Consider the following 25,359-nt stretch of genomic DNA (forward strand, 5'->3'; position numbering starts at 1 on the left):
TTTCCGAGCCGACATCCGCAGCCGGCGGGCGATGACCTCCACGCCGTCAGATGATGGAATTTTCCTTCGGTTCAGTCGACAGGTATTGAAACTTCTATTCATCGCCGGGTTGACTGTCGTCCATGCGTACCCGCAGACGATCCGCCCGCCGCACCGGCGTCCTGCTGCTGACGCCGCTGCTCGCCCTGGCCCTGTCGCCGCCGGCCACCGCCGCACCCACCATCGACCCGCCCACACCGGCCTCACCGTCCGTGGCCTCACCCACCATCGCCGAGGAAGCGCCGCCCGCGTCCTCCCGCCCGGCCGGCTCGGTCAGCCTGTCCGCCGCGCCGACGGTCGCGACCGCCCCGACCACCGGCGCTGGTGGTCTGGAGCCGGCCGGTGGGCTGGAGACCACGAAGGCCACCCGGCCGGTCGCGCCGGGCGTGCAACTGACGTCCTTCGACCGGTACGACGCCGAGGGCTGGCTGCGCGCCGACGCGCTCACCACCGACCTGGCCGGCGGCTCCACGGTCGACTACGTCAACTCCGGCGCGGTCAGCCGGGCCGAGCCCCTGCGAAAGGCGGTGGACCAGTCGCGCGCTGTCGCCGCGGTCAACGGCGACTTCTTCGACATCAACAACTCCGGTGCCGCCCAGGGCGTCGGCGTCCGTGACGGCGAGCTGATCCAGTCGGGGGTCAACGGTCATCGCAACGCGGTGGCGGTCACCACCAACGGGGTCGGGCGGGTGATCGAGGTGAACTTCGACGGCAGCGCCGCCCTGCCCACCGGGCCGGTCCCGCTGACCCAGTTCAACAACATGGTGCAGGCCGACGGCATCGGCGCCTTCACCGAGCTGTGGGGGACGTACTCCCGGCAGCGTGCCGTGGAGGGCGCGGTCCGGGTGGTCGAGGTCACCGTGACCGGCGGTCGGGTGGCCGCGGTGGGAAGCGTGGCCGGTAGCGGCCCGATCGTCGCGGGCAGCACCGTGCTGCTCGGCCGCGACCTCGGCGCGGACGCGCTTGCCGGTCTGCGCCCCGGTGACCCGGTGGCGGTCGCCTGGCGGCCGAAGCCGTCCGACGGCAGCACCCTGCACGCGGCGGTCGGGGGCGGCAACGTCCTGGTCCGCGACGGCGTCGTGCAGGCCATCGCCGACCCGACCCTCGCACCCCGCACCGCCGTCGGGTTCAGCGCCGACGGTCGAAAAATGATCATGCTGACGGTGGACGGCCGTCAGGTCGACAGCCGCGGCGTGACGCAGACCGAGATGGGCCGGATGATGGCCGAGTTGGGCGCCCACCACGCGCTCAACCTGGACGGTGGCGGATCGTCCACGCTGCTGGCCCGGGAGCCGGGCGCGCCCGCCGTGCAGCTGGAGAACGGCCCCTCCGACGGCAGCGAGCGGGCCGTGCCCAACGGCCTGGCCATCTACGCGCCGAAGGGCAGCGGGCGACTCACCGGCTACTGGGTCGAGACGGCCAGCGACCCCACCGCCGCCCCGGGCGTCTCACCGGTGCGAGGTGGACGGCCCGACCGGGTCTTCCCGGGGCTGACCCGCACACTCACCGCATCCGGCTACGACGAGACGTACGGGCCGGCGGCCGGCGCCCCCACCTGGCGGGCGACCCCGGCGGTACGCGGCCGGGTCGACAGGGACGGCGTGTTCCACGCCGCCGCGCCGGGGGCCAGCACGGTCACCGCCGGACGGGGGCGGGTCACCGGCTCGCTGAACCTCACGGTGCTCGGCCCGCTGGCCCGGATCGGCACCACCGCGCCGCGGGTCGGGCTGACCGGCCGGGACGGTGACGCCCTGGTCGGCGTCGTCGGATACGACGCCGAAGGCAACACCGCGCCGATCGAGCCGAACGACCTCACCCTCGACTACGACCGGGACCTGCTGCGGATCACCCCCACCGGGGACGGCAACCTGTCCATCGCTGCTTTACGGGACACCGGCTCCGGCCTGGTGACCGTTCACGTCGGACGTACGAGCGCGGTCCTGCCGGTCACCGTCGGGCTGACCGACGTGCCGGTCGCCGGTTTCGACGACGCCGCGTCCTGGCGGTTCAGTCAGGCCCGTGCCAGCGGTTCGGTGGCGCCGGCGCCCGGGCACACCGGCACCGGCCTGCGAATGTCGTACGACTTCAGCCAGTCCACCGGCACGCGGGCCGCGTACGCCGACCCGCCCGCCTGGATCGAGGTGCCCGGTCAACCGCAGGCCTTCGGGATGTGGATCCACGGCAACGGCACTGGGGAGTGGCCCAGCCTGCACCTGCACGACGCCCAGGACACGCAACACGTGCTGCGTGGCCCACTGATCACCTGGACCGGTTGGCGGTACGTGGAGTTCGCGGTGCCGGCCGGGGTGCAGTACCCGGTGCGGGTACGCCGCTTCTACGTGGCCGAGACGAACGCGGCGGCGCAGTACACCAGCGAGGTGATCATCGATGACCTGGTGGCGAAGGTGCCCCCGACCGTCGACGTGCCGCAGGTGGCCCTGCGTACCGATCGGGTGGTGGTCCGCGACGGCACTGTGGACGGCGCGCCGTGGCGGTTCGCTGTGCTCTCCGACGCCCAGTTCGTCGCCGCCGACCCGGACAGCGACCTGGTCGCCCAGGCCCGGCGGACGTTGCGCGAGGTGCGGGCGGCCCGGCCGGACTTCCTCCTGATCAACGGCGACTTCGTGGACACCGCCTACCCGGCCGACTTCGCGCTGGCCCGGCGGATCCTCGACGAGGAGTTGGGCGACGCGCTGCCCTGGTACTACGTGCCCGGCAACCACGAGATCATGGGCGCTCCGATCAGCAACTTCGCGGCCGCGTTCGGTGCCACCTCCCGGGTGTTCGACCACAACGGCACCCGGTTCGTCACGCTGAACTCGTCCACCGGGACGCTGCGCGGCGGAGGCTTCGACCAGGTACGGATGCTCCGCGAGGCGCTGGACGCCGCGGCCACCGACCGGCGCGTGGGTTCGGTCGTCGTCCTGCACCACCACCCGACGCGTGACCCCAGCCCGGCGCAGGCCAGCCAGCTCGGCGACCGCAAGGAGGCGGCGTTGCTGGAACAGTGGCTGGCCGACTTCCAGCACCGCACCGGCAAGGGCGCGCTGTTCGTGGGCGGGCACGTCGGCACGTTCCACGCCGACCGGGTGGACGGGGTGCCGTACGTGATCAACGGCAACGCCGGCAAGACGCCGTCCACCCCGGCCGACCAGGGCGGCTTCACCGGTTGGACGGAGTTCGGCGTGGACCCGGTGACCCCGGCCGAGGCCGACCGGGCCCGTCGTGACCCCCTCGCCGAGGGCCCGCGTTGGGTGGACGCGGAGTTCCACGCGCACGCCGACCGCCTCACCGTGGCCGCCCCGGCCAGCGTCGCGGTCGGCACCCCCGTCGCGGTCACCGCCACGCTGACCCAGCCCGACGGGCGTACGGTCCCGGTGGCCGCACCGGTCAGCGCCGACTGGTCGGCGTCGCCGGGAGTGCACGTCGGTTCGGCGGCCGGGGTGCGCCCCTGGCACACCGCCCGGTTCGACCCGGCCACCGGCACCCTGACGGCACTGCGGCCCGGCGCGCCGATACGCCTGACGGTCGAGGTGAACGGCGCGCGTGCCGAGGCCACCATCACCGTCACCGGGTGAACCGTCCGGACGGGCCCCACGCGCGGGGCCCGTCCGGACACCTCAGAAGTCGCCGTCGGCCACCTGGAAGACGGTGAGGCCCAGGGATCGCCACATCTGGACCACCTGGACGCGGTCGTCGAAGACCCCGGCCACCCGGTAGCGGTCCCGGATCTCCCGGTCGTAGATCTCCCGCTTGACGATCGAGTCCTTCCGGGCGTCGCCGACGGCGCGCAGGTGCAGGCCCAGGTACGGCACTCGTACGTGCCGGGCCAGCCACGCCTCGGTGGCCGCGCGGGCGGAGGCGTCCCGCCCCGAGCAGAAGACCACCCCGTACCCTGCGGCGTGCATCGCCCGGACCGCCGCGATCACCGCCGAGTTCGGCTGGTCCTGACCCACCCGGGTCATGTCGTACGGGCTGCGGGAGACGGCCAGCGCGACTGTGCCGTCGATGTCCACCAGGACGATCTCCGGTGGCTCGGTCGACGGCGGGTGCACCACGGCGGGTCGCCCGGTGCGGGCCTGCGGCACCGGCAACGGCAACTCCCGGCCCTGAAGGTAACGCTCGTGTAGCCGGCGGATCGCGTCCGCGCCGACCTGGTCGGTGGCCGGGCGGGCGGCGTCGCGGCGCAGGCACTCGTCCAGCGGCACGTCGGTGAAGTCGTGCACCTCGAAGTCCGCGCCGTGGCGGGCGGCCAGCTCGGCCCAGCCGCGCAGGGTCCGCGCGCGCAGGTTGGTGTCGTCCACGCAGACGTCCGCTCGGGCCCGCAGCAGCGCCTCGACCTGAGCCTGCTGTACGGCCGTCACCTGCGCCTCGGCCCACTGGGTGAACAGCCGTTCGCCGTGCAGCATCCGACGCAGATCGTCCCGGTTCACCCGCGCCACGGACGGCTGGAGCGTGCGGGCGAACGTCGTCTTGCCTGAGGCGGGCAGTCCCCGGGTGGCGATCAGACGGGTCATCGGCCCACCTCCGGCTCGACGGGCGTACCCCGACCGGGGTACCTGGCGGCGGTCCGCCGGGTGCGCGAATGCCCCGCCGGGCGGCGGGAATGCGGATGGGTAGGCACGTGTTGACGATGCCGGACGAGGTGTGCGGCCCGATTACCGGGTCGGCTCAGGCCCATGGCACACTGGTCAATCGGCCACCGGTTCCGGTTCACGCCCGAGCCCGTCGCGTACGGCGCGACGAGCGATGACGGCGACCCGGCGACCACCAACGAGAGGACCGAGGCGATGAAGGCAAACATCCACCCGGAGTACGTGACCACCGAGGTCAGCTGCTCCTGTGGCAACACGTTCACGACCCGCAGCACCGCCAAGGGCGGCACGATCCACGCCGAGACCTGCAGCGCCTGCCACCCGTTCTACACCGGTAAGCAGCGCGTTCTCGACACCGCCGGCCGGGTCGCGAAGTTCCAGCAGAAGTACGCCAAGGTTCAGGCCAAGAAGGCCAAGTAACTCCTCGTTCGGCGCCCGCGTCCGGTTTTTCACCGGACGCGGGCGCCGTCCGCGTTTTCCTCCATTTCCGCCCGGCCGCTGGCCCCGGCCCCGGCCCGGTCGTCGCGCACCGTCGAAGGAGCATCCGCAGCATGAGCAGCGAGCGTCTGGCCGGCCTTCTCGACGAGTACGCGGAGCTGGAGAAGCGGTTGGCCGATCCGGCCATCCACGCCGACCAGGCCACCGCGCGCAGGGTCGGCCGCCGGTACGCCGAGCTGGTGCCGCTGCACAAGGCCGCCGACGAGTTGGAGCAGGCCCGCGCCGATCTGGGCGCGGCTCGCGAGCTGGCCGCCGAGGACCCGTCCTTCGCGGCTGAGGCGGACGCCATCGCCGGGTCCCTGCCGGTGTTGGAGGAACGGCTCGCCGAGCTGCTCATTCCGCGCGACCCGCACGACGCCAAGGACGTGATCGTCGAGATCAAGGCCGGTGAGGGTGGCGAGGAGTCAGCGCTGTTCGCCGGTGACCTGCTGCGGATGTACACCCGGTACGCCGAGCGGCACGGCTGGGTCACCGAGGTGATCGACGCACAGGATTCCGACCTCGGCGGAGTCAAGGACGTCTCCCTGGCGATCAAGACCAAGGGTGTGCCGGACGGTGGCAACGGTGTCTGGTCGCGGCTCAAGTGGGAGGGCGGCGTGCACCGGGTGCAGCGTGTCCCGGTGACGGAGTCGCAGGGCCGGATCCACACCAGCGCCGCCGGGGTGCTGGTGCTTCCGGAGGCCGAGGACGTCGACGTCACGATCGACCAGAACGAGCTGCGCATCGACGTGTTCCGCTCGTCCGGCCCGGGTGGCCAGTCGGTGAACACCACCGACTCGGCGGTGCGGATCACTCACCTGCCGACCGGCATCGTCGTCTCCTGCCAGAACGAGAAGTCCCAGTTGCAGAACCGGGAGCAGGCGATGCGGATCCTGCGGGCCCGGCTGCTCGCCGCCGCCCAGGAGCAGGCCGACGCCGCCGCCTCGGACGCGCGCAAGGCCCAGGTGCGCACCGTGGACCGCTCGGAGCGGATCCGCACCTACAACTTCCCGCAGAACCGGATCACCGATCACCGGATCGGCTACACCGCGTACAACCTGGATCTGGCGCTCGGCGGCGAGCTGGACGGGGTGCTGGACGCCCTCACCGAGGCCGACCGGGCCGCCCGGCTGGCCGGCGACACCGAGCTGACCCGCCGCTGACCCGACCTCGGCCCCTCGCCGTCCGGGTCGATCATGGACTTGTGGTGGGTTGATTGTGGCGTCGTGGGCCTTTTGTGGGGCACCACAACTCCATGATCGACCCTGCGAGGGGTGATCAGCTTGCGCGCGGCCGGGTCTTGGCGCGGAGCATCTCGCGGTCGGCCTGCTCGAACGCGACGCTGAGCGCGTCGCGCAGCCCGCTGCCACCGGAGACCTCGGCGAAGCCGATGCTGACCCCGACCGGGGTGCCCGGGACCAACGACTCCCAGTCCTCCAGGCGGACCGCCGCCTCGATCCGGCGGGCCACCTCGGCGGCCTCGATCATGCCGGTGTCCGGCAGCACCACCACGAATTCGTCACCGCCGTAGCGGGCCACGAAGTCGTCCCGGCGCATCACCCGGTTGATCACGCCGGCGATGCGTTGCAGCACCAGGTCGCCCGAGTGGTGCCCGTGCCGGGTGTTGACCGCCTTGAACCCGTCCAGGTCGCAGACGCCGATCACCACTCGATCGCCGCGGGTGACCACTGCCGTGATGTAGCGCTCCAACCGGCGGCGGTTGGGCAGCCCGGTGAGCGGGTCGGTCAACGCCTCGCCCTCGAAGCGTGCCGCCTCACGGCGCATCTCCTCGTGGTCGATGCGGGCGGCGATGCCGTCGATGTAGACGTCGCGCAGCCGGTCGTTGCGCTGCGCGGCGAGCCGGAACGCCAGCCGGTCGGCCCGGTGCGCCGCCAGGTGGTCCCCGGCACGGGTCAACGCGATGCTGCGCAGCCGGGCCGGCTCGGCCGCCCCGAGCGTCTCGTTGGAGACCTGGACGGTGTCCAGTCGGGCGACCGCCTCGATCGGCCGACCGTCGGCGACGGCGAGGCACACCTGCCCGAGCTGACGCAGGTCGCGGGCGCGGGCGCTGTCCCCGCCGTGGGTCATCAACCGGGCCGGCTCGGGGCCTTCGGTCGCCACCTGATCGCCGAGCGCGGCCTGTCGAGCTGCCGCGTAGCCGTACGCGGCGAGGCTGCTCGGGCGTAGCTGGGCCGCCCGCCCGGCGCGGACGAAGCGGGTCAGGTCGGCGGCCACGTCCCGGAGCACCCGCAGGCAACCGTCGCTGTCGCCGTTGTGGTCGAGGGCCACCGCGTTGCGCAGTCGGATGCCCGGCGCGGCGAACGTCTCCTCCGGGATCCCGGCGGTCAGCCCGAGCTGTCGGGCCCGCTCGATGGCCCCCAGGGCGTACCCGTGGAAGCTGAGGTAGCTGTAGGCCATGGCCAGGTCGTGCCAGCCCCAGGCGGTGTCCCGGTCCGGGTCGGCGACGGCGCCCAGAGCCCGGGCCGCCCGGACGAGGTGCATGACGCAGCGGTCCAGTGCGCCCTGGTGGTGCGCGGCGAGCGCGGCAAGGGCGTTGAGGTGACCGTGCAGATAGGGCTCGGCGAGGTCGCGGACCGCCGCCGACGCCTCTTCGATGGCCCGGGTGAACTCCGCCGTCCGACCGAGATTGATCAGCGCGGAGAGTCGCTGCACCATGGCGTCCGCTCGCGCCGCCGGGCCGTCGGTGGTGCGGATCACACGCTCCAGCAGGACGTACGCCTCCGCGGAGCGGCTGGCCTCCTGCAACGCCCGGGCGTGCGTCAGGGCGTCAACCTGGTCATCGACCCGGTCGAGCCAGCCCACCCGTCAACCTCCTGTCGTGCGCGCCTGGGCGCACCTGTTCGTCACGTCGCCCGCGACGCTTCATGATTATGTCGTGAGTACTTTGCCGCAACACCCCCCCGAAGGGACAGGTCCGATCCGGCCGTCCGCCGCGGTGGCCCGAGCGGCCCGCGCCCTCGCCGCCGCCGGGGTCGGCTCCGCCCGGGTGGAGGCCGAGTTGCTGGCGGCGTACGTGCTCGGGGTTCCCCGGGGTCGGTTGGCCATCGCCGACGACCTGAGCGACGACCAGGTGGTGCGGCTCGACGAGTTGACGCGCCGACGCGCCGCGCGTGAGCCGTTGCAGCACCTGACCGGGCGGGCCGGGTTCCGGCACCTGGAGCTGTCGGTCGGCCCGGGTGTCTTCGTGCCCCGCCCGGAGACCGAGCTGTTGGCCGGCTGGGGCGTCGAGCAGGCCCAGGGGCGGCCCGACCCGGTGGTGGTGGACCTGTGCAGCGGTTCGGGCGCGATCGCCCTCGCGGTGGCTCAGGAGCTGCCGGGAGCGCGGGTGATCGCCGTGGAGCGGTCCGCGGGGGCGCTGGTGTGGCTGCGGCGCAACGCGGCGGAGCGCGCCGCGGCGGGGGACCGGCCGATCGAGGTGGTCGAGGCGGATGTGACAGCGCCGGACCTGCTGGCCGAGCTGGTGGGCCGGGTGGACGTGCTGCTCTGCAACCCGCCGTACGTGCCGGACGACGTGGTGGTCCCGCCGGAGGTGGCCGGGCACGACCCGGCGGAGGCGGTCTTCGGCGGCGCGGACGGTCTGGTGGTGATCCGGCCGGTCGTCGCCCGGGCGGCGGCGCTGTTGCGCCCGGGGGGTGCGTTCGGCGTCGAGCACGACGACACCCACGGCGCGGCTGTGCCCGAGCTGCTCGCCCAGGACGGCGGCTTCACCGCTGTCGCGGAGCATCTGGACCTCACCGGGCGTCCCCGCTACGCGACCGCGTCCCGACGGGCGGACGGCCAGCACGCCCCGATCGGGGCGGCGTGGCAGACTGACTCCTCGTGATGCTCTACGACTGCCGATCGCCCGCCGATCGGGACCGCGGCATCGCCGCGGCGATCGAGGCGGTCAAGAACGGCGAGCTGGTCGTTCTCCCGACGGACACCGTGTACGGGATCGGCGCGGACGCGTTCACCCCGTACGCGGTCAAGGCGCTGCTCGATGCCAAGGGCCGGGGTCGGCAGATGCCGCCGCCGGTGCTGATCGGCTCGCGGCACACCCTGGACGGGTTGGTCTTCTCGCTGCCCACGGCCGCCCGGGACCTCGTGGAGGCGTTCTGGCCGGGTGCCCTGACGATCGTGGTCGAGCACTCGCCGAGCCTGCAGTGGGACCTGGGCGACAAGACCGGCACGGTGGCGGTGCGGATGCCGCTGCACCCGGTGGCGTTGGAGGTGCTGCGCGAGACCGGCCCGATGGCGGTCTCGTCGGCCAACAAGACCGGCCAGCCGGCAGCGGTCACCGCCGACGAGGCACGTGACCAGCTCAGCTACTCGGTGCGGGCCTACCTGGAGGCCGGCCCCTGCCCGGATCCGGTGCCCAGCACGATCGTCGATCTGACCGGTGAGGTGCCGCAGCTGCTGCGGGCCGGGGCGATCCCGTTGGAGAAGTTGCGCGACGTGGTTCCGGATCTCGTCGACGGTCGGGCGGTCTGAGTGCCCCCGTTCACTGTTCTGCACGTCTGCATGGGCAACATCTGCCGCTCGCCGATGGCGGAGCGGCTGCTGGCCCTGGCGGTGCGGGAGCGGCTGACCCGGCGTTCGCAGGACCCGGCCCAGGCCGAGGAGCTGGTGCACAGCCACAGCGCTGGCACGGGTGGCTGGCACGCGGGTGAGGAGATGAACCCGCCGGCGGCACGGCAGGTCACCGGCCGTGGTGGGGACGTGGCGGGGTTCGCCGCGCGCAAGCTGCGCTCGGACCACATCGACGCCGCCGACCTGGTCCTGACCGCCACCGCCGACCAGCAGGAGTACGTGGTGGCGCTTCGTCCGGACGCGGCGGCCCGCACGTTCGTGCTGGGCGAGTTCGGCCGGCTGCTGGCCGCCGTGGACACCGCCGCGCTGCCGCCTGGTGACGCCACCCCGGAGGCCGTGTACGCCCGGGGGATGGCCCTGGTGGCGGCGGCGCACGACGCGCGGCTCGGCGCCTCGGCGCTGACCACCGATGATCTGGATGACCCGTGGGGTCGTGGCGACCAGTGCTTCAGCCGGGTCGCCGACGAGATCGAGGAGACGGTCCACCCGCTGGCCGGCGCGCTGCTGCCCTGAGCGTGGTGCGAGTTTCCTCCGGGTTTGGGGAAAACCCAGGGCCAAAGGGGCGTTCCGGGTCATTCTGAACGGGTCCTAGCGTGACCGGCTCCTGCGGGGAGAGCTGATGATCCGGGCCCAACTCGACAAACTGCTGACCGTGGTGATCGCCGGAGTGCTGGCCGGGTTGGTGCTGGCCGCCGCCGCACTGCCCGCGGCCCTGGTCTTCGGGATCGGCTTCAGCGCCCTGTCGACGCCGTACTCGGAGCTGCCGAACACACTCCGGACGCCGCCCACCGCGCAGCGCTCCAACCTATACGCCAACGACGGCACCACCCTGATCACCTCCTTCTACCAGGAGGACCGGGTAGACGTGCCGCTGCACGAGGTGGCTCCGGTCATGCGCCGGGCGATCGTGGCCGCCGAGGACGTCCGGTTCTACCAGCACAGCGGGGTCGACCTGCGGGGCGTCGTGCGCGCGTTCACAGTCAACAAGCGCGACGGCCAGACCCGGCAGGGCGCCTCCACGCTGACCATGCAGTACGTCCGCAACGTGCTCAGCAACGACCCTCGGCTGACCGAGGCGCAGCGGGACGCCGCCACCGAGCTCACCACCGTCCGCAAGCTCCAGGAGATGCGGTACGCGCTCGCGTTGGAGCGCGAACTCGACAAGGACGAGATCCTGACCCGTTACCTCAACATCGCCTACTTCGGTGCCGGGGCGTACGGCATCGCGGCGGCCAGCAAGCGGTACTTCTCCCGCTCCCCGGCCGAACTGACCCTGGCCCAGGCGGCACTGCTCGCCGGTCTGGTGCGCTCGCCGGACAGCGACGACCCGATCAACGGCGACGCCGACAGCGCGGTGTCCCGACGGTCGTACGTGTTGGAGCGGCTCGTGGAGACGGGGCAGGTGCCGGCGGACGCGGCGGCGGCGGCCCGAGCCGAACCGCTGCAACTGCTGCCCAGCGAGACCCCGAACGACTGCACGGGTGTGCCCGACGCGCACCGCGACTGGGGCTTCTTCTGCGACTGGTTCACCCGCTGGTGGAGCAGCCAGTCCGCGTTCGGGGCGACCGCCGACGAACGGCAGCGCACGCTGCGCCGGGGCGGTTTCTCGATCGTGTCGTCGCTGGACCCGGGGGTGCAGCGGGCCACCACCGAGCAGGTGCTGAAGATCTACGCGCCGACCAGGGCCGAGGCGGTGCCCACCGCGGTGGTGCAACCAGGCACCGGGCGGGTGCTGGCCATGTCGGTGAACCGCTCCTACAGCGTGGCGGACAACCCGGTCGGGCAGAAGAACCGACCGAACACCGTCAACCAGTTGGTCGCCGGCGGCGGCGCGATCGAGGGGTACCAGGGCGGCTCGACGTTCAAGCTCTTCACCCTGCTCGCCGCGCTGGAGTCCGGCCTGCCGCTGTCGACCGACTTCGTGGCGCCGACCCAGTTGCTCACCCGCTTCCCGGTGACCGGGGCAGCGAGCTGCGACGGACGCTGGTGTCCGGCGAACGCCAGCCCGTCGTCGATGGACGGCCCCCGCACCATGTGGAGCGCGTTCGGCCGCTCGGTGAACACGTACTTCGCCTGGCTCACCGAGAAGGTTGGCGCCGACCGGGTGGTGGAGATGGCCGAGCGGCTCGGCATCGTGCTGCGGGCCGAGTCCGACGCCAAGCTGGCCCGCTACGGCGCGAAGGACTGGGGTCCGTTCACCCTGGGCGTGGCCGCGACCACCCCGTTGGACCTGGCCAGCGCGTACGCCACAGTGGCAGCCGAAGGGACCTGGTGCGCGCCCCTGCCGGTGGTGTCGATCACCGACTCGGGCGGCCGACCGGTCGACGCCGCCAAGCCGGACTGCCGACAGGTGCTCGACCCCGACGTGGCACGGGCGGCCACCGACGCGGCCCGCTGCCCGGTCGGCGACCAGTCGATGTACGGGCGCTGCGACGGCGCCACCGCACCCGGGCTGCGGGCGAAGCTCGGCCGCCCGGTGGCGGGCAAGACCGGCAGCTCCGAGCGGTACGAGACGGAGACGGTGGTGGCGTTCACGCCGCAACTCGCGGTCGCCTCGATGGCCGCGAACCCGGACGATCCCCGGGACGCGGTCGGTCAGGCGGTGCAGGCCCAGATGGTGAACGCGGTCGGCGAGGTGCTCGCCTTCGCCCTGCGCGACCAACCGGTCCGCGATTTCGTTCCGCCGAGCGAACGCGCCGCCTTCCAAACCCAACCCCAAGCCGGCAACTAACCCCACCCCACCCCGGGCCCCGCCCCAGCCCGGTCGATCATGGACTTGTGGTGGGCATTGAATCCACAAGCGCCCTTTTTGTGGGCACCACAACTCCATGATCGACGCGGGTGACGCGCGACGCGGGGTAGCGCGAGACGCACCCCGCCTCACTCCCGCGATCTTGCAGTTTCTGTTGCGACAAAGGGCGCATTAGCTCTCAAATCGACAACACAAAGTGCAAGATCGCGGAGTGGGGCTGGCGGGAGTGGGGCGGGGCGGGGTGCGGCGGCGCGGGCGACGTGAGCGATGCCGCCGCGCGGGGAGGCAAGGGAGACAGGGGAGGCGCGGGAGGCGCGGGGTGGTTAGCGGGGCTGTTCGGCGTTGCGGGCTATGTTGCGGGCCATTCCGCCGAAGACCACCGCGTGGAACGGGGCCACCGACTTCCAGTAGGCGTGCCCCGGAAGGCCGCGCGGCAGGAAGACGGCGCGTTGCTGGTAGCGGCTGCGGCCGTCGTCGGCCGGAAGGACCCGCATCTCCAGCCAGGCCCGGCCGGGCAGGCGCATTTCGGCGCGTAGGCGCAGCAGCTCGCCCGGGATGATCTCCTCGACTCGCCAGAAGTCCAGCGCCTCGCCGACCTGGAGGCGGTGCGGGTCGCGTCGACCTCGCCGCAGCCCGACCCCGCCGACCAGCCGGTCCAGCCAGCCGCGGATCGACCAGGCGAGGGGGAACGAGTACCAGCCGTGTTCGCCACCGACGCCCTCGACGACCCGCCAGAGCGCGGTGGGTGGTGCGTCAACCGCTCGCTCCCGGACGTCGGTGTAGGCGGTGCCACCGGACCACACCGGGTCGGTGGGCAGTGGCTCGGCGGGCGCGTCCGGGCCGCTCGCTGTGGACCAGCGGGTCTCCACCTGGGCGTCGCGCACCTTGGCCAGCGCCAGCGCCACCGCCTCGTCGAAGCCGGTCAGCCCGCCGGGCGGGTCGGGGATGTAGCGGGCGATGTCGTGTTCGTGGGCGACCGCTTCGTGGATCAGGCTCTCCACCAGGGGGCGGGCAATCTTGTTCGGCACCGGGGTGATCAGCCCGACCCAGTGCGAGGAGAGGGACGGGGTGAGCGGGCGGACCGGCACGATGATCCGCCGGCGCAGCCCGGCCACCCGGGCGTAACGCTGCATCATCTCGCGGAAGGTCAGTACGTCCGGACCGCCGACGTCGAAGCCCCGGTTGACCTCGGCCGGCAGTTTGGCGCAGCCGGCCAGGTAGTGCAGCACGTCGCGGACCGCGATCGGTTGGATCCGGTTGCGGACCCAACGGGGGGTGATCATGGCGGGCAGCCGCTCGGTCAGGTAACGCAGCATCTCGAACGACGCCGAGCCGGACCCGATGATCACCGCGGCGCGGAGCACCGCGGTGGGCACCCCGCTGCCCAGCAGGATCCGGCCGACCTCGGCACGGGACCGCAGGTGCGGGGACGGGACCTCCGCGTCGGACGCCGGCTCGGGGCCGCCCAGGTAGACGATCCGCCGTACGCCGGCCGCGCGCGCGGCGGCCGCGAAGTTGGTCGCCGCCGCCCGGTCGGCCGCCTCGAAGTCGGACCGGCCCAGCGAGTGCACCAGGAAGTACGCGACGTCCACGTCGGCGAACGCGGCGGGCAGCGTCTCCGGCCGACTCAGGTCTCCTTCGACGATCTCGGCCGCCGAGGCCCAGGGCACGTCGCGTAGCCGTACCGCCTTGCGGGCGAGGCAGCGCACTGTGTGCCCGTCGGCGAGCAGCAGCGGCGTCAGCCGCCCGCCGACGTAGCCGGTAGCGCCGGTGACGAGGCATCTCACGGGTTCCAGTGTGCGGCCCCCTAGACTCGTTCGCTGTGGAGACCGAGACGAGCACCTTCTGGGGGCCGGATTTCGCGCAGCTCAGGGCCACCGACCCGGAGATCGCCGGGGTGGTCCTCGGCGAGTTGGACCGGTTGCGCGGCGGCCTGCAGCTCATCGCCAGCGAGAACCTGACCTCGCCGGCGGTGCTGGCCGCGCTCGGTTCGACGCTGACGAACAAGTACGCCGAGGGTTACCCGGGCCGGCGCTACTACGGCGGTTGTGCCGAGGTGGACCGGGCCGAGGAGATCGGCATCGCCCGGGCCAAGGAACTCTTCGGGGCCGAGCACGCGAACCTCCAGCCGCACTCCGGGGCGAGCGCCAACCTGGCCGCGTACGCCGCGTTGGTGCAGCCGGGGGACACGGTGCTGGCGATGGACCTGCCGCACGGCGGGCACCTCACCCACGGCAGCCGCGTGAACTTCTCCGGCAAGTGGTTCCACCCGGTCGGCTACCCGGTCCGGCCGGACACCGAGCAGATCGACTACGACGAGGTACGGGACCTGGCGCGGGCGCACCGACCCAAGCTGATCATCTGTGGGGCCACCGCGTACCCGCGCCTGATCGACTTCGCGCGGTTCCGGGAGATCGCCGACGAGGTCGGCGCGTACCTGATGGTGGACGCTGCGCACTTCATCGGCCTGGTCGCCGGTCGGGCGATCCCGTCCCCGGTGCCGTACGCCGATGTCGTCTGCGCCACCACCCACAAGGTCCTGCGCGGGCCGCGCGGCGGCATGATCCTGTGCCGCGAGTCGCTGGCCCAGCGGATCGACAAGGCGGTCTTCCCGTTCACCCAGGGCGGCCCGCTGATGCACGCGGTCGCGGCCAAGGCGGTCGCGTTGCGCGAGGCCGCCCAGCCGGAGTTCCAGACGTACGCCCGGCAGGTGGTCAGCAACGCCCAGGCGCTCGCAGCCGGGCTGGCCGACGAGGGGATGCGCCCGGTGTCCGGTGGCACCGACACCCACCTCGCCCTGATCGACCTGCGGGAGCTGGGGGTGACCGGCACCGAGGCCGAGCGCCGCTGCGACGCCGCGTCGATCACCCTGAACAAGAACGCCATCCCGTACGACCCGCAGCCGCCGATGGTGGCCTCCGGCATCCGGGTGGGCACACCGAGCGTCACCACGCAGGGGATGCGCGAGGGGGAGCTGCGTCAGGTGGCGACCCTGATCGCCCGTGCGGTGCGCACCGATCCCGGTGCTGCGGGCGGGGTCGACGAGTTGACCCGGCTCGGTGCCGAGGTGGCCGAGCTGGTCGCGGCGTTCCCGGCGTACCCCCGTGGCTGAGCCCGGGATGGTCGAGCCGGGCACCGACCGGCGGTGGCGGCTGCGGCACCTGCCGGTGTTGCTGGCCGCGTCGGCGGCGCTTGCCGTGGTCGCCGCTGTGGTGGGCGGGGTGACCGGCGGTGTGACGGCAGCGGCCGGCGCGGCGGCCGGCGTGGGCGTCACGGTGCTCAGCTACACCCTCACCACGGTGGTGCTGGCGCGGGCCGACCAGGTTAACCCGCAGTTGCTGCTGCCGCTCGGTGTGGGCCTGTACGTGCTGAAGTTCAGCCTGTTGGGTGCGGTGCTGGTGGCGGTGGCGTCGACTGGTTGGCCCGGTTTGATCCCTCTTTGCCTTGGCATCGTCGCCGGGGTGGCAGTGTGGACAGCGGTGCACCTCTGGTGGCTGACCACGGTGCACGCTCGCCGGCCGCACGGCTGACCTGGCGGTCGTCCCAACCAGCGGACGCGCCGCAATGTGTCGGCCTCCGGTCATTTTCCGACGGGCGGAAGGGGAGTAGCGTGCCCACAGACGACGGCGCCCACGAGAAGCCCACACAACGACGGTTGTGCGGGGGGTGAGGCACAGCCTCGTCTTCCCGGCTGATATCGTTCGCCCCGTCATGGCTGGTGACCAAACCCCCCGTCCCGCCGGTGATTCGGACGATTATCCGTCCGGCGCCGGTCAGGGTTGGACCGCGCTCAGCTACCTCATCGGAGGAATGCTCGTGTGGGGTTTCATCGGCTGGCTGGTCGACCAGTGGCTCGATACAGGTGGCGTCGCCACCGGGATCGGCGTCGTGCTCGGCGTGACCGGGGGGATCATCCTCGTCGTCCGTCGGCTCGGCACGCCTACTTAGGAAGGGACACGGTGTTCGGACAGGCGAACGTTCTGGCAGCGGGCCAGGCGGCATTCCCACCCAGTGTGGACGACTTCTACCTGCCCGCGATCGTGCCCTGGGGCGCGGAGAACGCCCCGTGGTTCACCAAGTTCACGCTGATGATCTGGATCGCGGTCGGCGTTCTGATCATCTTCTTCCTGGCGACCTATCGGAACCCGCAGTTGGTGCCGACCAAGAAGCAGTGGTTCGCCGAGTCGATCTACGGCTTCGTGCGCAACAACATCTCGGTCGACATGATCGGTCACCAGGGCGTGCGGTTCGCTCCGTACTTCACGACGCTGTTCTGCTTCGTGCTGTTGACGAACTCGTTCGCGATCATTCCGTTCTTCCAGATCTCGCCGAACTCGCACATCGCCTTCCCGGCGATCCTCGCGGTGATCAGCTACGTGCTGTTCAACTACATCGGCATCCGGCACCACGGCTTCGGCAAATACTTCAAGCACGCCCTGATCCCGCCGGCACCGTGGTACATCCTGCCGCTGCTGATCCCGATCGAGGCGTTCTCGACTTTCATCATCCGGCCGTTCTCGCTGGCCGTCCGTCTCTTCGCGAACATGTTCGCCGGCCACATGCTCCTGCTGGTCTTCACGCTCGGCGGCTTCGCGATGCTCAACGCCAACGCCTGGCTGGCGCCGATCTCGGTGGTCTCCTGGGTGATGACAGTGGCGCTGACCCTCCTCGAGGCGCTGGTCATCGTCCTGCAGGCATACGTCTTCACCGTGCTGAGCGCGAGCTACATCCAGGGCGCGCTCGCCGAAGAGCACTGATCCACGCACCAACCGTTGTCGTCCCGCGTGAGAGTCACGCGTGATAACCAGGAGGAACCACACCAATGGACGCTAGCGTTCTCGCCGAGGTCACCGGTAGCACCGCTGCCATCGGCTACGGTCTCGCCGCCATCGGCCCGGGCATCGGCGTTGGCCTGGTCTTCGCCGCCTACATCCAGTCGACCGCCCGGCAGCCCGAGTCGTCGCGCATGACCCTGCCGTACGTCTGGATCGGCTTCGCCGTCATCGAGGCGCTCGCGCTGTTCGGCATCGCCTTCGGCTTCATCTGGGCCGGCTGATTCCGCCCCTTCCGACCGGGAGGTCACCCATGTTGTTCCTCCTCGCCGCCGAGGGTGGTGAGTCAGACCACAACCCGATCATTCCGATCTGGCAGGAGATCGTGGTCGGCACGGTCGCCTTCGCCGTGCTCTGCTTCGTGCTGATGAAGTTCGTCTTCCCGCGCATGGAGCAGACGTTCCAGGCTCGGGTCGACGCGATCGAGGGCGGCATCAAGCGCGCCGAGGCCGCCCAGGCCGAGGCGAACCAGCTGCTCGAGCAGTACCGTGCCCAGCTCGCTGAGGCTCGGACCGACGCCGCCAAGATCCGTGACGACGCGCGGGCCGACGCCGAGGGCATCCGTCAGGACATCCTCGCCAAGGCGCGGGAAGAGTCCGACCGGGTCATCCAGGCGGGCAAGGACGCGCTCGCCGCCGAGCGGGCCACCATCGTGCGCGAGCTGCGCGCGGAGGTCGGCACCATCGCGGTGGACCTGGCCAGCAAGATCGTTGGCGAGTCGCTGGCCGACGAGGCACGGCGTAAGGGCACCGTCGACCGGTTCCTGAGCGGTCTCGAGAGCACGGGGGCCCGCTGATGCAGGCCGCCAGCCGGGAGTCGTACAAGGTCGCGGCCGAGCGCCTCGACGCGTACGTCCGCGGCGCGGAGCCGTCGGCGGTGGCCTCCACCGCTGACGCCATCCTCTCCGTGGCGACCCTGCTGCGGCGTGAGCCGCGGCTGCGCCGGGCGCTCTCCGAGCCGGCCCGCTCCGGCGAGGATCGCGGAGCGCTGCTCGGCGACATGCTGGGTGGGCGGATCGGCGCGGACGCGCTCGACCTGCTCGTGTCGCTGGTCGCCGGCCGGTGGTCGGCACCGTCGGAGCTGCTCGACGGCACCGAGCGGCTGGGCGTGGAGGCGCTGCTGGCCAGCGCCGACAAGGCCGGCGAGCTTGGCGAGGTCGAGGACGAGCTGTTCCGCTTCGGCCAGGTCGTCTCCGGGCAGCCGGCGCTGAGCAATGCGCTCGCCGACCCGGTCGCCCCGGTCGAGCAGCGGGCCACCCTGGCCCGCGAGCTGCTCGCCGACAAGGCCCGCCCGGTCACCGTCCGCCTCGTCGAGGCGGCGCTCGGCGGGTTCGGGGGACGCTCCTTCAGCGGGGCGCTCACCCGGCTGGTCGAGCTGGCCGCCGACCGGCGTGACCGGCAGGTGGCGTACGTGACGGTCGCGGCCCCGTTGAGTGACGAGGACGAGCGTCGGCTGGGTGCGAGCCTCACCGCGATATACGGTCGAGAGGTCTCCGTCAAGCAGACGGTCGACCCCGCCGTTCTCGGTGGCGTGAGCGTCCGGGTCGGTTCCGACCTGTACGACGGCACCATCCTGCGCCGCCTCAACGAGACCCGCAACGCGCTCGCGAAGCGCTGAACGGCTTCGCCGCCCGCAATGCGGTGGTTCCGCCGCCTCACCGTTGGGGCGGCTCCGCCGCCGCAGCGCCCGGATTGACAGACGCCATTCGGACCGGTTGGTACTAGGTATCCCGGGCCCCTGAATTTTAAGGAAGCAGAGGATGGCCGAGCTGACCATCTCGACGGAGGAGATCCGCGGCGCCCTGGAGCGCTACGTCTCCTCTTACTCGTCCGACGTCTCCCGCGAGGAGGTCGGCACCGTCGCCGACACCGGCGACGGCATCGCCCACGTCGAGGGCCTGCCCTCGACCAAGACCAACGAGCTCCTGGAGTTCGAGGACGGCACGCTCGGCGTGGCGTTGAACCTCGACGTGCGGGAGATCGGCGTCGTCGTCCTCGGTGACTCCGCCAAGCTCGAGGAGGGCCAGCGGGTCAAGCGCACCGACCGGGTCCTCTCGGTCCCGGTCGGCGACGCCTTCCTCGGCCGCGTGGTCAACGCCCTCGGCCAGCCGATCGACGGCCTCGGCGACATCGCCGAGGAGGGCTACCGCGAGCTGGAGCTGCAGGCTCCGAACGTGATGGCCCGGCAGTCGGTGTTCGAGCCGCTGCAGACCGGCATCAAGGCCATCGACGCGATGACGCCGATCGGCCGGGGCCAGCGGCAGCTGATCATCGGTGACCGGAAGACCGGCAAGACCACCGTCGCGCTGGACGCCATCCTCAACCAGCGGGACAACTGGCGCACCGGCGACCCGAAGAAGCAGGTCCGCTGCATCTACGTCGCCATCGGCCAGAAGGCCTCCACCATCGCCTCGATCAAGGGGCAGTTGGAGGAGGCGGGCGCGCTGGAATACACCACCATCGTCGCCTCGCCGGCCTCCGACCCGGCCGGCTTCAAGTACCTCGCCCCGTACACCGGCTCGTCCATCGGGCAGCACTGGATGTACGGCGGCAAGCACGTTCTGATCGTCTTCGACGACCTGAGCAAGCAGGCCGAGGCGTACCGGGCCGTGTCGCTGCTGCTGCGTCGCCCGCCGGGCCGTGAGGCATACCCGGGTGACGTCTTCTACCTGCACTCCCGCCTGCTGGAGCGCTGCGCGAAGCTCTCCGACGAGCTGGGTGGCGGCTCGATGACCGGTCTGCCGATCATCGAGACGAAGGCCAACGACATCTCGGCCTTCATCCCGACCAACGTCATCTCGATCACCGACGGCCAGATCTTCCTGGAGACCGACCTGTTCAACCAGGGCGTTCGTCCGGCGATCAACGTCGGCACCTCGGTCTCCCGGGTCGGTGGCGCCGCGCAGGTGAAGCCGATGAAGAAGGTCTCTGGTTCGCTGCGGCTCAACCTGGCCCAGTACCGCGAGCTGGAGGCGTTCGCCGCCTTCGCCTCGGACCTGGACAAGGCCTCGCAGAACCAGCTGAACCGTGGTTCGCGTCTGGTGGAGCTGCTCAAGCAGTCGAACTACTCGCCGTTCCCGGTGCAGGAAGAGGTCGTCTCGGTCTGGTCCGGCGTCGAGGGCAAGCTCGACGACATCCCGGTCGGCGAGGTGCGGCGCTTCGAGTCGGAGTTCCTCCAGTACCTGCGGCACAAGCACGAGGGTGTCCTCGCGTCGATCGCCGACAACCAGTGGAACGACGACATCACCGGCTCCCTGGACACCGCGATCGCGGAGTTCAAGCAGGTCTTCCTCAACAAGGAGGACGAGCGCAAGGTCAACGACGCGCCGGCCACCCCGCTTGAGGGCGACGAGAACCGCGAGACGGTGACCCGCTTCCGCGACAGCGCGACCGACCGCCCGGCCGAGAGCTGATCCCATGGCGGCCCAGGTTCGCGTTCTTCGTCAACGAATCCGCTCGGCGAAGTCGATGAAGAAGATCACCAAGGCGATGGAGCTCGTGGCGACGAGCCGGATCGCCAAGGCCCAGGCCCGGGTGCAGGCGTCCCTGCCGTACGCCCAGGCCATCACCGGTGTGCTCACGGCGCTGGCGTCCAACGCGCGGATCGACCACCCGCTGCTCACCCCGCGCGAGCGGGTGCGGCGGGCGGGCGTCCTGTTGGTCACCAGCGACCGTGGCCTGGCCGGCGGTTACAGCTCCAACGCGATCAGGATGGCCGAATCGCTGATCGCGCGGCTCAAGGCGGACGGCAAGGAGCCGGTGCTCTACGTCATCGGGCGTAAGGGCGTCGGGTTCTACCGGTTCCGCGACCGGCCGATCGAGGCGAACTGGACCGGGTTCAGCGAGCAGCCGTCGTTCGAGGACGCCCGTACCGTGGGTGAGACGCTGATCAAGGCGTTCACCGCCGGTGCGGACGACGTCGACGGTGGCGCTGGCGCGGACGGGGTGCTCGGCGTCGACGAGTTGCACATCGTCTACACCGAGTTCCACTCGCTGATGACGCAGAACCCGGTCACGAAGATCATCGGCCCGATGCAGGTCGAGGACCGGCCGCGCTCCGAAGGGCTGCTGCCGGCGTACGAGTTCGAGCCCGAGGCGGAGGCGCTGCTCGACGCGCTCCTGCCGAGGTACATCAACACGCGGATCTACGCGGCGTTGCTCGAGTCGGCGGCGAGTGAGTCGGCGGCACGGCGGCGGGCGATGAAGAGCGCCACCGACAACGCCGAAGACATGATTGAGAAGTACACGCGTGAGATGAACTCGGCCCGTCAGGCCGGGATCACCCAGGAGATCAGCGAGATCGTCGGCGGCGCCAACGCGCTTGCCGCGTCGGGAAGTGAAGTGTGATGACTGCACCAGTAGAGACCAAGACGGCCACGGGTCGCGTGGTCCGGGTCATCGGCCCGGTCGTCGACGCCGAGTTCCCGCGCGACGGCATGCCGGCCCTGTTCAACGCCCTGAACGTCACGGTGAGCCTGTCCGGCGGTGAGAAGACGCTGACCCTGGAGGTCGCCCAGCACCTGGGTGACAACCTGGTCCGCGCCATCTCGATGCAGCCGACCGACGGTCTGGTTCGCGGCGCGGAGGTGCGTGACCGCGGCGAGCCGATCAGTGTGCCGGTGGGCGACGCGGTCAAGGGCCACGTGTTCAACGCGATCGGCGAGGTGCTCAACCTCAAAGAGGGCGAGACGTTCGAGGCCGACGACCGGTGGGGTATCCACCGCAAGGCCCCGGCCTTCGCGGACCTGGAGCCGAAGACCGAGATGCTGGAGACCGGCATCAAGGTGATCGACCTGCTCGCCCCGTACGTCAAGGGCGGCAAGATCGGTCTGTTCGGCGGCGCGGGCGTGGGCAAGACGGTGCTCATCCAGGAGATGATCACCCGTGTTGCCCGTAACTTCGGTGGTACCTCGGTCTTCGCCGGCGTGGGTGAGCGTACCCGTGAGGGCAACGACCTCATCGCCGAGATGACCGAGTCCGGCGTCATCGACAAGACCGCGCTGGTCTACGGCCAGATGGACGAGCCGCCGGGCACCCGGCTGCGGGTGGCGCTCTCCGCGCTGACCATGGCGGAGTACTTCCGCGACGTGAAGAAGCAGGAGGTGCTGCTCTTCATCGACAACATCTTCCGCTTCACCCAGGCCGGCTCCGAGGTCTCCACCCTGCTCGGGCGTATGCCGAGCGCCGTGGGTTACCAGCCGACCCTGGCGGACGAGATGGGCGAGCTCCAGGAGCGGATCACCTCCGTCCGGGGCCAGGCCATCACCTCCATGCAGGCGATCTACGTGCCGGCGGACGACTACACCGACCCCGCTCCGGCCACCACGTTCGCCCACCTGGACGCGACCACCAACCTGGAGCGGTCGATCTCCGACAAGGGCATCTACCCGGCCGTGGACCCGCTGGCGTCCTCGTCCCGGATCCTCGCCCCGGAGTTCGTCGGCCCCGAGCACTTCCAGGTCGCCACCGAGGTGAAGCGGATCCTGCAGCGCTACAAGGACCTGCAGGACATCATCGCCATCCTCGGCATCGAGGAGCTCTCCGAGGAAGACAAGATCACCGTGGCCCGGGCCCGGCGGATCGAGCGCTTCCTCTCGCAGAACACCTACGCGGCGGAGCAGTTCACCGGCGTGCCGGGCTCGACGGTCCCGATCAAGGAGACCATCGAGGCGTTCCGCAAGATCAGCGAGGGTGAGTACGATCACTTCCCCGAGCAGGCGTTCTTCATGTGCGGCGGTCTCGAGGACCTGGAGCGCAAGGCTGAGGAGCTGATGAAGGCCTGACCAGCCCTCGTCGATACCCGTAGCAAAAAGACTGCCCCGGCAATGCCGGGGCAGTCTTTTGTTCATCTTCGCGTCTTAGCATCGTCGCGGTCCGTTACTCGTGGTCGTCACTTCCGCGGCTCCCGAGCTACGGTTCGTTCCGCGCTCACCTGAACGAGCGTTGATCTTTGCAACCTTTCGACGACGTGCGCCCGTCTTCCTCTTCGTGGGCGTAACGAACGGAGCTGCTCGTGGGTAAGGCCGGCAAGAGTGGCCGCAAGGCGTCCCTCTGGCGAGGTGTGCCGCGGTGGGCCAGGCTCTGCACGGTGTTCGGCACCGTGCTGACAGTGCTCTGCGGCGCCGTGCTGGTCGGCACCGAGGTGCTGATGGCCCGCTACGAGGGGTCCGTCGGCAAGGCCGATCTCTTCGGCGACCAGGCGGCGGGCGCCCAGGCGAAGAAGAGTGACATCAAGGGGCCGCTCAACATCCTGCTCGTCGGCATCGACCCGCGTACGCCGACGGCCGCGCCGCTGGCCGACTCGATCATGGTGCTGCACGTGCCGGCCTCGATGGACCGGGCCTACCTGTTCTCGCTGCCTCGTGATCTCTACGTGCGGATTCCCGCGTTCAAGAAGGCCGAGTTCCCGGGCGAGACCACGAAGATCAACGCGGCGATGTCGTTCGGCAGCAGGGTGCCGGGGGCCAACCCCGACGCGGCACGGGGCTTCGAGTTGCTGGCCACCACCGTGCAGAACGTCACCGGCATCAAGCGCTTCGACGCCGGCGCGATCATCAACTTCACCGGTTTCCAGAAGATCGTCGACGCCATGGGCGGTGTCGACATGTACATCGAGCGCGACGTGAAGTCCGAGCACAAGCAGCCGGACGGCAAGCCGCGGCCGGGCAACACCCGTGGTGAGGGCTACGTCGGCCCGCAGGCGATCTACAAGAAGGGCAACCGGCACCTGAGTGGGTGGCAGGCGCTGGACTACGTCCGGCAGCGCTACCCGAAGAACGGCGTTCCGGATTCCGACTACGGTCGTCAGCGCCACCAGCAGCAGTTCGTCAAGGCGATGGTCGGCCAGGCGTTCAGCGCCGACGTGGTGTCCAACCCGATCAAGCTGGACAAGGTGCTCCGCGCCGCCGGCCAGTCGTTGATCTTCAACGGTCGAGGCAACAGCGTCGTCGACTTCGGGCTCGCCCTGAAGGACATCCGCCCGAACACCATCGAGATGATCAAGCTGCCCGGTGGCGGAGTCTTCGAGGGGCAGAAGTACCTGGGCGAGCAGTTCCAGGAAGGTGTGCCGGACTTCTTCACCGCCCTGCACAACGAGCAACTCGACCCGTTCCTGCTGGAGCACCCGGAATTCGTCAACAAGGCCAAGTAGTCAGGTCGGCGTTGTCCCCACCCGCGTTGGGCGCGCCGCATCGTCAGGCTAGACTTTCGGCAATCCGTAGCCGCAGCAAGGAGACAGCGTGGCACAGCAGCTTCACGTCGAGCTCGTCGCCGTCGAGGAGAAGGTCTGGTCCGGTGACGCCGAGATGGTCGTCGCCCGGACGACCGAAGGCGAGCTCGGTGTCCTGCCGGGGCACGCGCCGCTACTCGGCCAACTCGCCGAGCCCGGCCAGGTGCGCATCAAGCTCGCCGGCGGCGAGCAGGTCGCCTACGAGGTGGCCGGCGGCTTCCTCTCGGTGAGCGCCGAAGGTGTCACAGTGCTGGCCGAGAGCGCAACCCCGGTCTCCGCGCAGAGCCGCTGAGCCACACCGGGGATGGAGATCGTCGAAGGTTTCGGAATCGGCGTTGTCGTCATCCTCGGTGCGCTTCTGACCCTCTTCGTCCGGCGAGCTCTGGTCACCCGCAGCGGCGGCATCATCCGGCTCAGCGTCCGGGTCTCCACCATGCTCGACGGCCGCGGCTGGTCGCCCGGCTTCGGCCGGTTCGCCGGTGACGAGCTGCGCTGGTACCGGATGTTCAGCTTCGCGATCCGGCCCAAGCGGGTCCTCTCCCGCAAGGGGCTGGCCGTAGAGCGCCGCCGGTTGCCCGAAGGTCAGGAACGGTTCTCCATGCCGGCCGACTGGGTGATCCTGCGCTGTACCAGTCACCACGCACCGGTGGAGATCGCCATGGCGCGATCGACAGTGACCGGTTTTCTTTCCTGGCTCGAGGCCGCCCCTCCGGGGGCGGTCTCGCCGCGTATGGCCTCCCAGGACTGGCCGGCTGCCTGATCGGCTCTTCTGTGGTTGCTCTTCTGGGGTTCCGGGGGAGCCCGCCCGGCTCCGGGCGGTCAGGCTTGATCCCTGCGCCGGGCGGGC

Annotated in this window: 23 protein-coding genes; 20 read left to right on the forward strand and 3 right to left on the reverse strand. The window is 70.8% G+C overall.

Features of this window, described 5'->3' with window-relative positions; all coding sequences use genetic code 11:
* The first annotated feature begins 122 nt into the window (after positions 1–122).
* Positions 123–3,617, forward strand: a complete 3,495-nt coding sequence (locus tag AB0B68_RS25820) for a phosphodiester glycosidase family protein (protein ID WP_357263233.1) — start codon at positions 123–125, stop codon at positions 3,615–3,617.
* A 42-nt stretch (positions 3,618–3,659) separates the two neighbouring features.
* On the opposite strand, the gene AB0B68_RS25825 is transcribed toward AB0B68_RS25820, so the two are convergent.
* The gene (locus AB0B68_RS25825; RefSeq protein ID WP_357263236.1) at positions 3,660–4,556 is read right to left on the reverse strand and encodes an AAA family ATPase; all 897 of its coding nucleotides are present in this window, start codon (positions 4,554–4,556) and stop codon (positions 3,660–3,662) included.
* A gap of 273 nt (positions 4,557–4,829) precedes the next feature.
* Between AB0B68_RS25825 and rpmE the strand changes: the two genes are divergently transcribed.
* Both rpmE and prfA read left to right on the forward strand, forming a co-directional pair.
* Complete coding sequence (rpmE, locus tag AB0B68_RS25830) at positions 4,830–5,054, forward strand: 50S ribosomal protein L31 (RefSeq protein WP_355008073.1); 225 nt, start codon at positions 4,830–4,832, stop codon at positions 5,052–5,054.
* 131 nt (positions 5,055–5,185) lie between these two features.
* Complete coding sequence (gene prfA / locus AB0B68_RS25835; RefSeq protein ID WP_357263239.1) at positions 5,186–6,274, forward strand: peptide chain release factor 1; 1,089 nt, start codon at positions 5,186–5,188, stop codon at positions 6,272–6,274.
* A 115-nt stretch (positions 6,275–6,389) separates the two neighbouring features.
* Here prfA and AB0B68_RS25840 read toward each other — a convergent pair whose 3' ends face one another.
* Positions 6,390–7,934: a GGDEF domain-containing protein gene (locus AB0B68_RS25840; protein ID WP_357204054.1), complete on the reverse strand. Its 1,545-nt coding sequence runs from the start codon at positions 7,932–7,934 to the stop codon at positions 6,390–6,392.
* A gap of 73 nt (positions 7,935–8,007) precedes the next feature.
* Between AB0B68_RS25840 and prmC the strand changes: the two genes are divergently transcribed.
* From prmC to AB0B68_RS25860, 4 genes are all read left to right on the forward strand, one after another.
* Positions 8,008–8,955, forward strand: a complete 948-nt coding sequence (gene prmC / locus AB0B68_RS25845) for a peptide chain release factor N(5)-glutamine methyltransferase (protein WP_357204056.1) — start codon at positions 8,008–8,010, stop codon at positions 8,953–8,955.
* Positions 8,955–9,602 (forward strand): L-threonylcarbamoyladenylate synthase, encoded by a 648-nt coding sequence (locus AB0B68_RS25850; protein WP_091406475.1) that lies wholly within the window; start codon positions 8,955–8,957, stop codon positions 9,600–9,602. The genes prmC and AB0B68_RS25850 overlap by 1 nt, the downstream gene beginning before the upstream one ends.
* The gene (locus AB0B68_RS25855) at positions 9,603–10,214 is read left to right on the forward strand and encodes a phosphotyrosine protein phosphatase (RefSeq protein WP_355008069.1); all 612 of its coding nucleotides are present in this window, start codon (positions 9,603–9,605) and stop codon (positions 10,212–10,214) included.
* 106 nt (positions 10,215–10,320) lie between these two features.
* Positions 10,321–12,432 carry a transglycosylase domain-containing protein gene (locus AB0B68_RS25860; protein WP_357263243.1) on the forward strand — a complete coding sequence of 704 codons (2,112 nt, stop codon included), beginning with the start codon at positions 10,321–10,323 and terminating at the stop codon, positions 12,430–12,432.
* A 344-nt stretch (positions 12,433–12,776) separates the two neighbouring features.
* On the opposite strand, the gene AB0B68_RS25865 is transcribed toward AB0B68_RS25860, so the two are convergent.
* A complete protein-coding gene (locus tag AB0B68_RS25865; RefSeq protein WP_357263246.1) occupies positions 12,777–14,240 on the reverse strand; it encodes an SDR family oxidoreductase in 1,464 nt (487 codons plus the stop codon).
* Between the two features lie 35 nt (positions 14,241–14,275).
* Here AB0B68_RS25865 and glyA point away from each other — a divergent pair, with 35 nt between their 5' ends.
* The 13 genes from glyA to AB0B68_RS25930 all read left to right on the forward strand — a co-directional run bounded on the left by glyA (position 14,276) and on the right by AB0B68_RS25930 (position 25,272).
* Positions 14,276–15,565, forward strand: coding sequence for a serine hydroxymethyltransferase (gene glyA, locus AB0B68_RS25870; RefSeq protein ID WP_355008066.1), 1,290 nt, complete (start codon positions 14,276–14,278; stop codon positions 15,563–15,565).
* Between the two features lie 7 nt (positions 15,566–15,572).
* Complete coding sequence (locus AB0B68_RS25875; protein WP_357263253.1) at positions 15,573–15,983, forward strand: hypothetical protein; 411 nt, start codon at positions 15,573–15,575, stop codon at positions 15,981–15,983.
* 181 nt (positions 15,984–16,164) lie between these two features.
* On the forward strand, positions 16,165–16,401 hold the full coding sequence (locus AB0B68_RS25880) for a hypothetical protein (protein ID WP_355008064.1): 237 nt from the start codon (positions 16,165–16,167) through the stop codon (positions 16,399–16,401).
* An 11-nt stretch (positions 16,402–16,412) separates the two neighbouring features.
* Positions 16,413–17,210, forward strand: coding sequence for a F0F1 ATP synthase subunit A (atpB, locus tag AB0B68_RS25885; protein ID WP_124857598.1), 798 nt, complete (start codon positions 16,413–16,415; stop codon positions 17,208–17,210).
* A 65-nt stretch (positions 17,211–17,275) separates the two neighbouring features.
* Complete coding sequence (locus AB0B68_RS25890) at positions 17,276–17,509, forward strand: ATP synthase F0 subunit C (protein WP_091405890.1); 234 nt, start codon at positions 17,276–17,278, stop codon at positions 17,507–17,509.
* A gap of 32 nt (positions 17,510–17,541) precedes the next feature.
* On the forward strand, positions 17,542–18,081 hold the full coding sequence (locus AB0B68_RS25895) for a F0F1 ATP synthase subunit B (RefSeq protein ID WP_112584053.1): 540 nt from the start codon (positions 17,542–17,544) through the stop codon (positions 18,079–18,081).
* Positions 18,081–18,902 (forward strand): F0F1 ATP synthase subunit delta, encoded by an 822-nt coding sequence (locus AB0B68_RS25900; protein ID WP_357204062.1) that lies wholly within the window; start codon positions 18,081–18,083, stop codon positions 18,900–18,902. The genes AB0B68_RS25895 and AB0B68_RS25900 overlap by 1 nt, the downstream gene beginning before the upstream one ends.
* Before the next feature lie 142 nt (positions 18,903–19,044).
* Positions 19,045–20,697, forward strand: coding sequence for a F0F1 ATP synthase subunit alpha (gene atpA / locus AB0B68_RS25905; protein ID WP_357222277.1), 1,653 nt, complete (start codon positions 19,045–19,047; stop codon positions 20,695–20,697).
* A 4-nt stretch (positions 20,698–20,701) separates the two neighbouring features.
* On the forward strand, positions 20,702–21,631 hold the full coding sequence (locus AB0B68_RS25910; protein ID WP_357204066.1) for a F0F1 ATP synthase subunit gamma: 930 nt from the start codon (positions 20,702–20,704) through the stop codon (positions 21,629–21,631).
* Complete coding sequence (gene atpD, locus AB0B68_RS25915; protein WP_357204068.1) at positions 21,631–23,067, forward strand: F0F1 ATP synthase subunit beta; 1,437 nt, start codon at positions 21,631–21,633, stop codon at positions 23,065–23,067. The genes AB0B68_RS25910 and atpD overlap by 1 nt, the downstream gene beginning before the upstream one ends.
* A 224-nt stretch (positions 23,068–23,291) precedes the next feature.
* On the forward strand, positions 23,292–24,434 hold the full coding sequence (locus AB0B68_RS25920; RefSeq protein ID WP_357204073.1) for an LCP family protein: 1,143 nt from the start codon (positions 23,292–23,294) through the stop codon (positions 24,432–24,434).
* Between the two features lie 88 nt (positions 24,435–24,522).
* Positions 24,523–24,804, forward strand: a complete 282-nt coding sequence (locus tag AB0B68_RS25925; RefSeq protein WP_355008058.1) for a F0F1 ATP synthase subunit epsilon — start codon at positions 24,523–24,525, stop codon at positions 24,802–24,804.
* Positions 24,805–24,816: 12 nt separating this feature from the next.
* Entirely contained in the window at positions 24,817–25,272 is a 456-nt protein-coding gene (locus AB0B68_RS25930; RefSeq protein ID WP_355008057.1) for a DUF2550 domain-containing protein, read from the forward strand.
* The last annotated feature ends 87 nt before the right edge of the window (positions 25,273–25,359 follow it).

Source organism: Micromonospora sp. NPDC049049, assembly GCF_040649115.1.
GTDB lineage: Bacteria > Actinomycetota > Actinomycetes > Mycobacteriales > Micromonosporaceae > Micromonospora.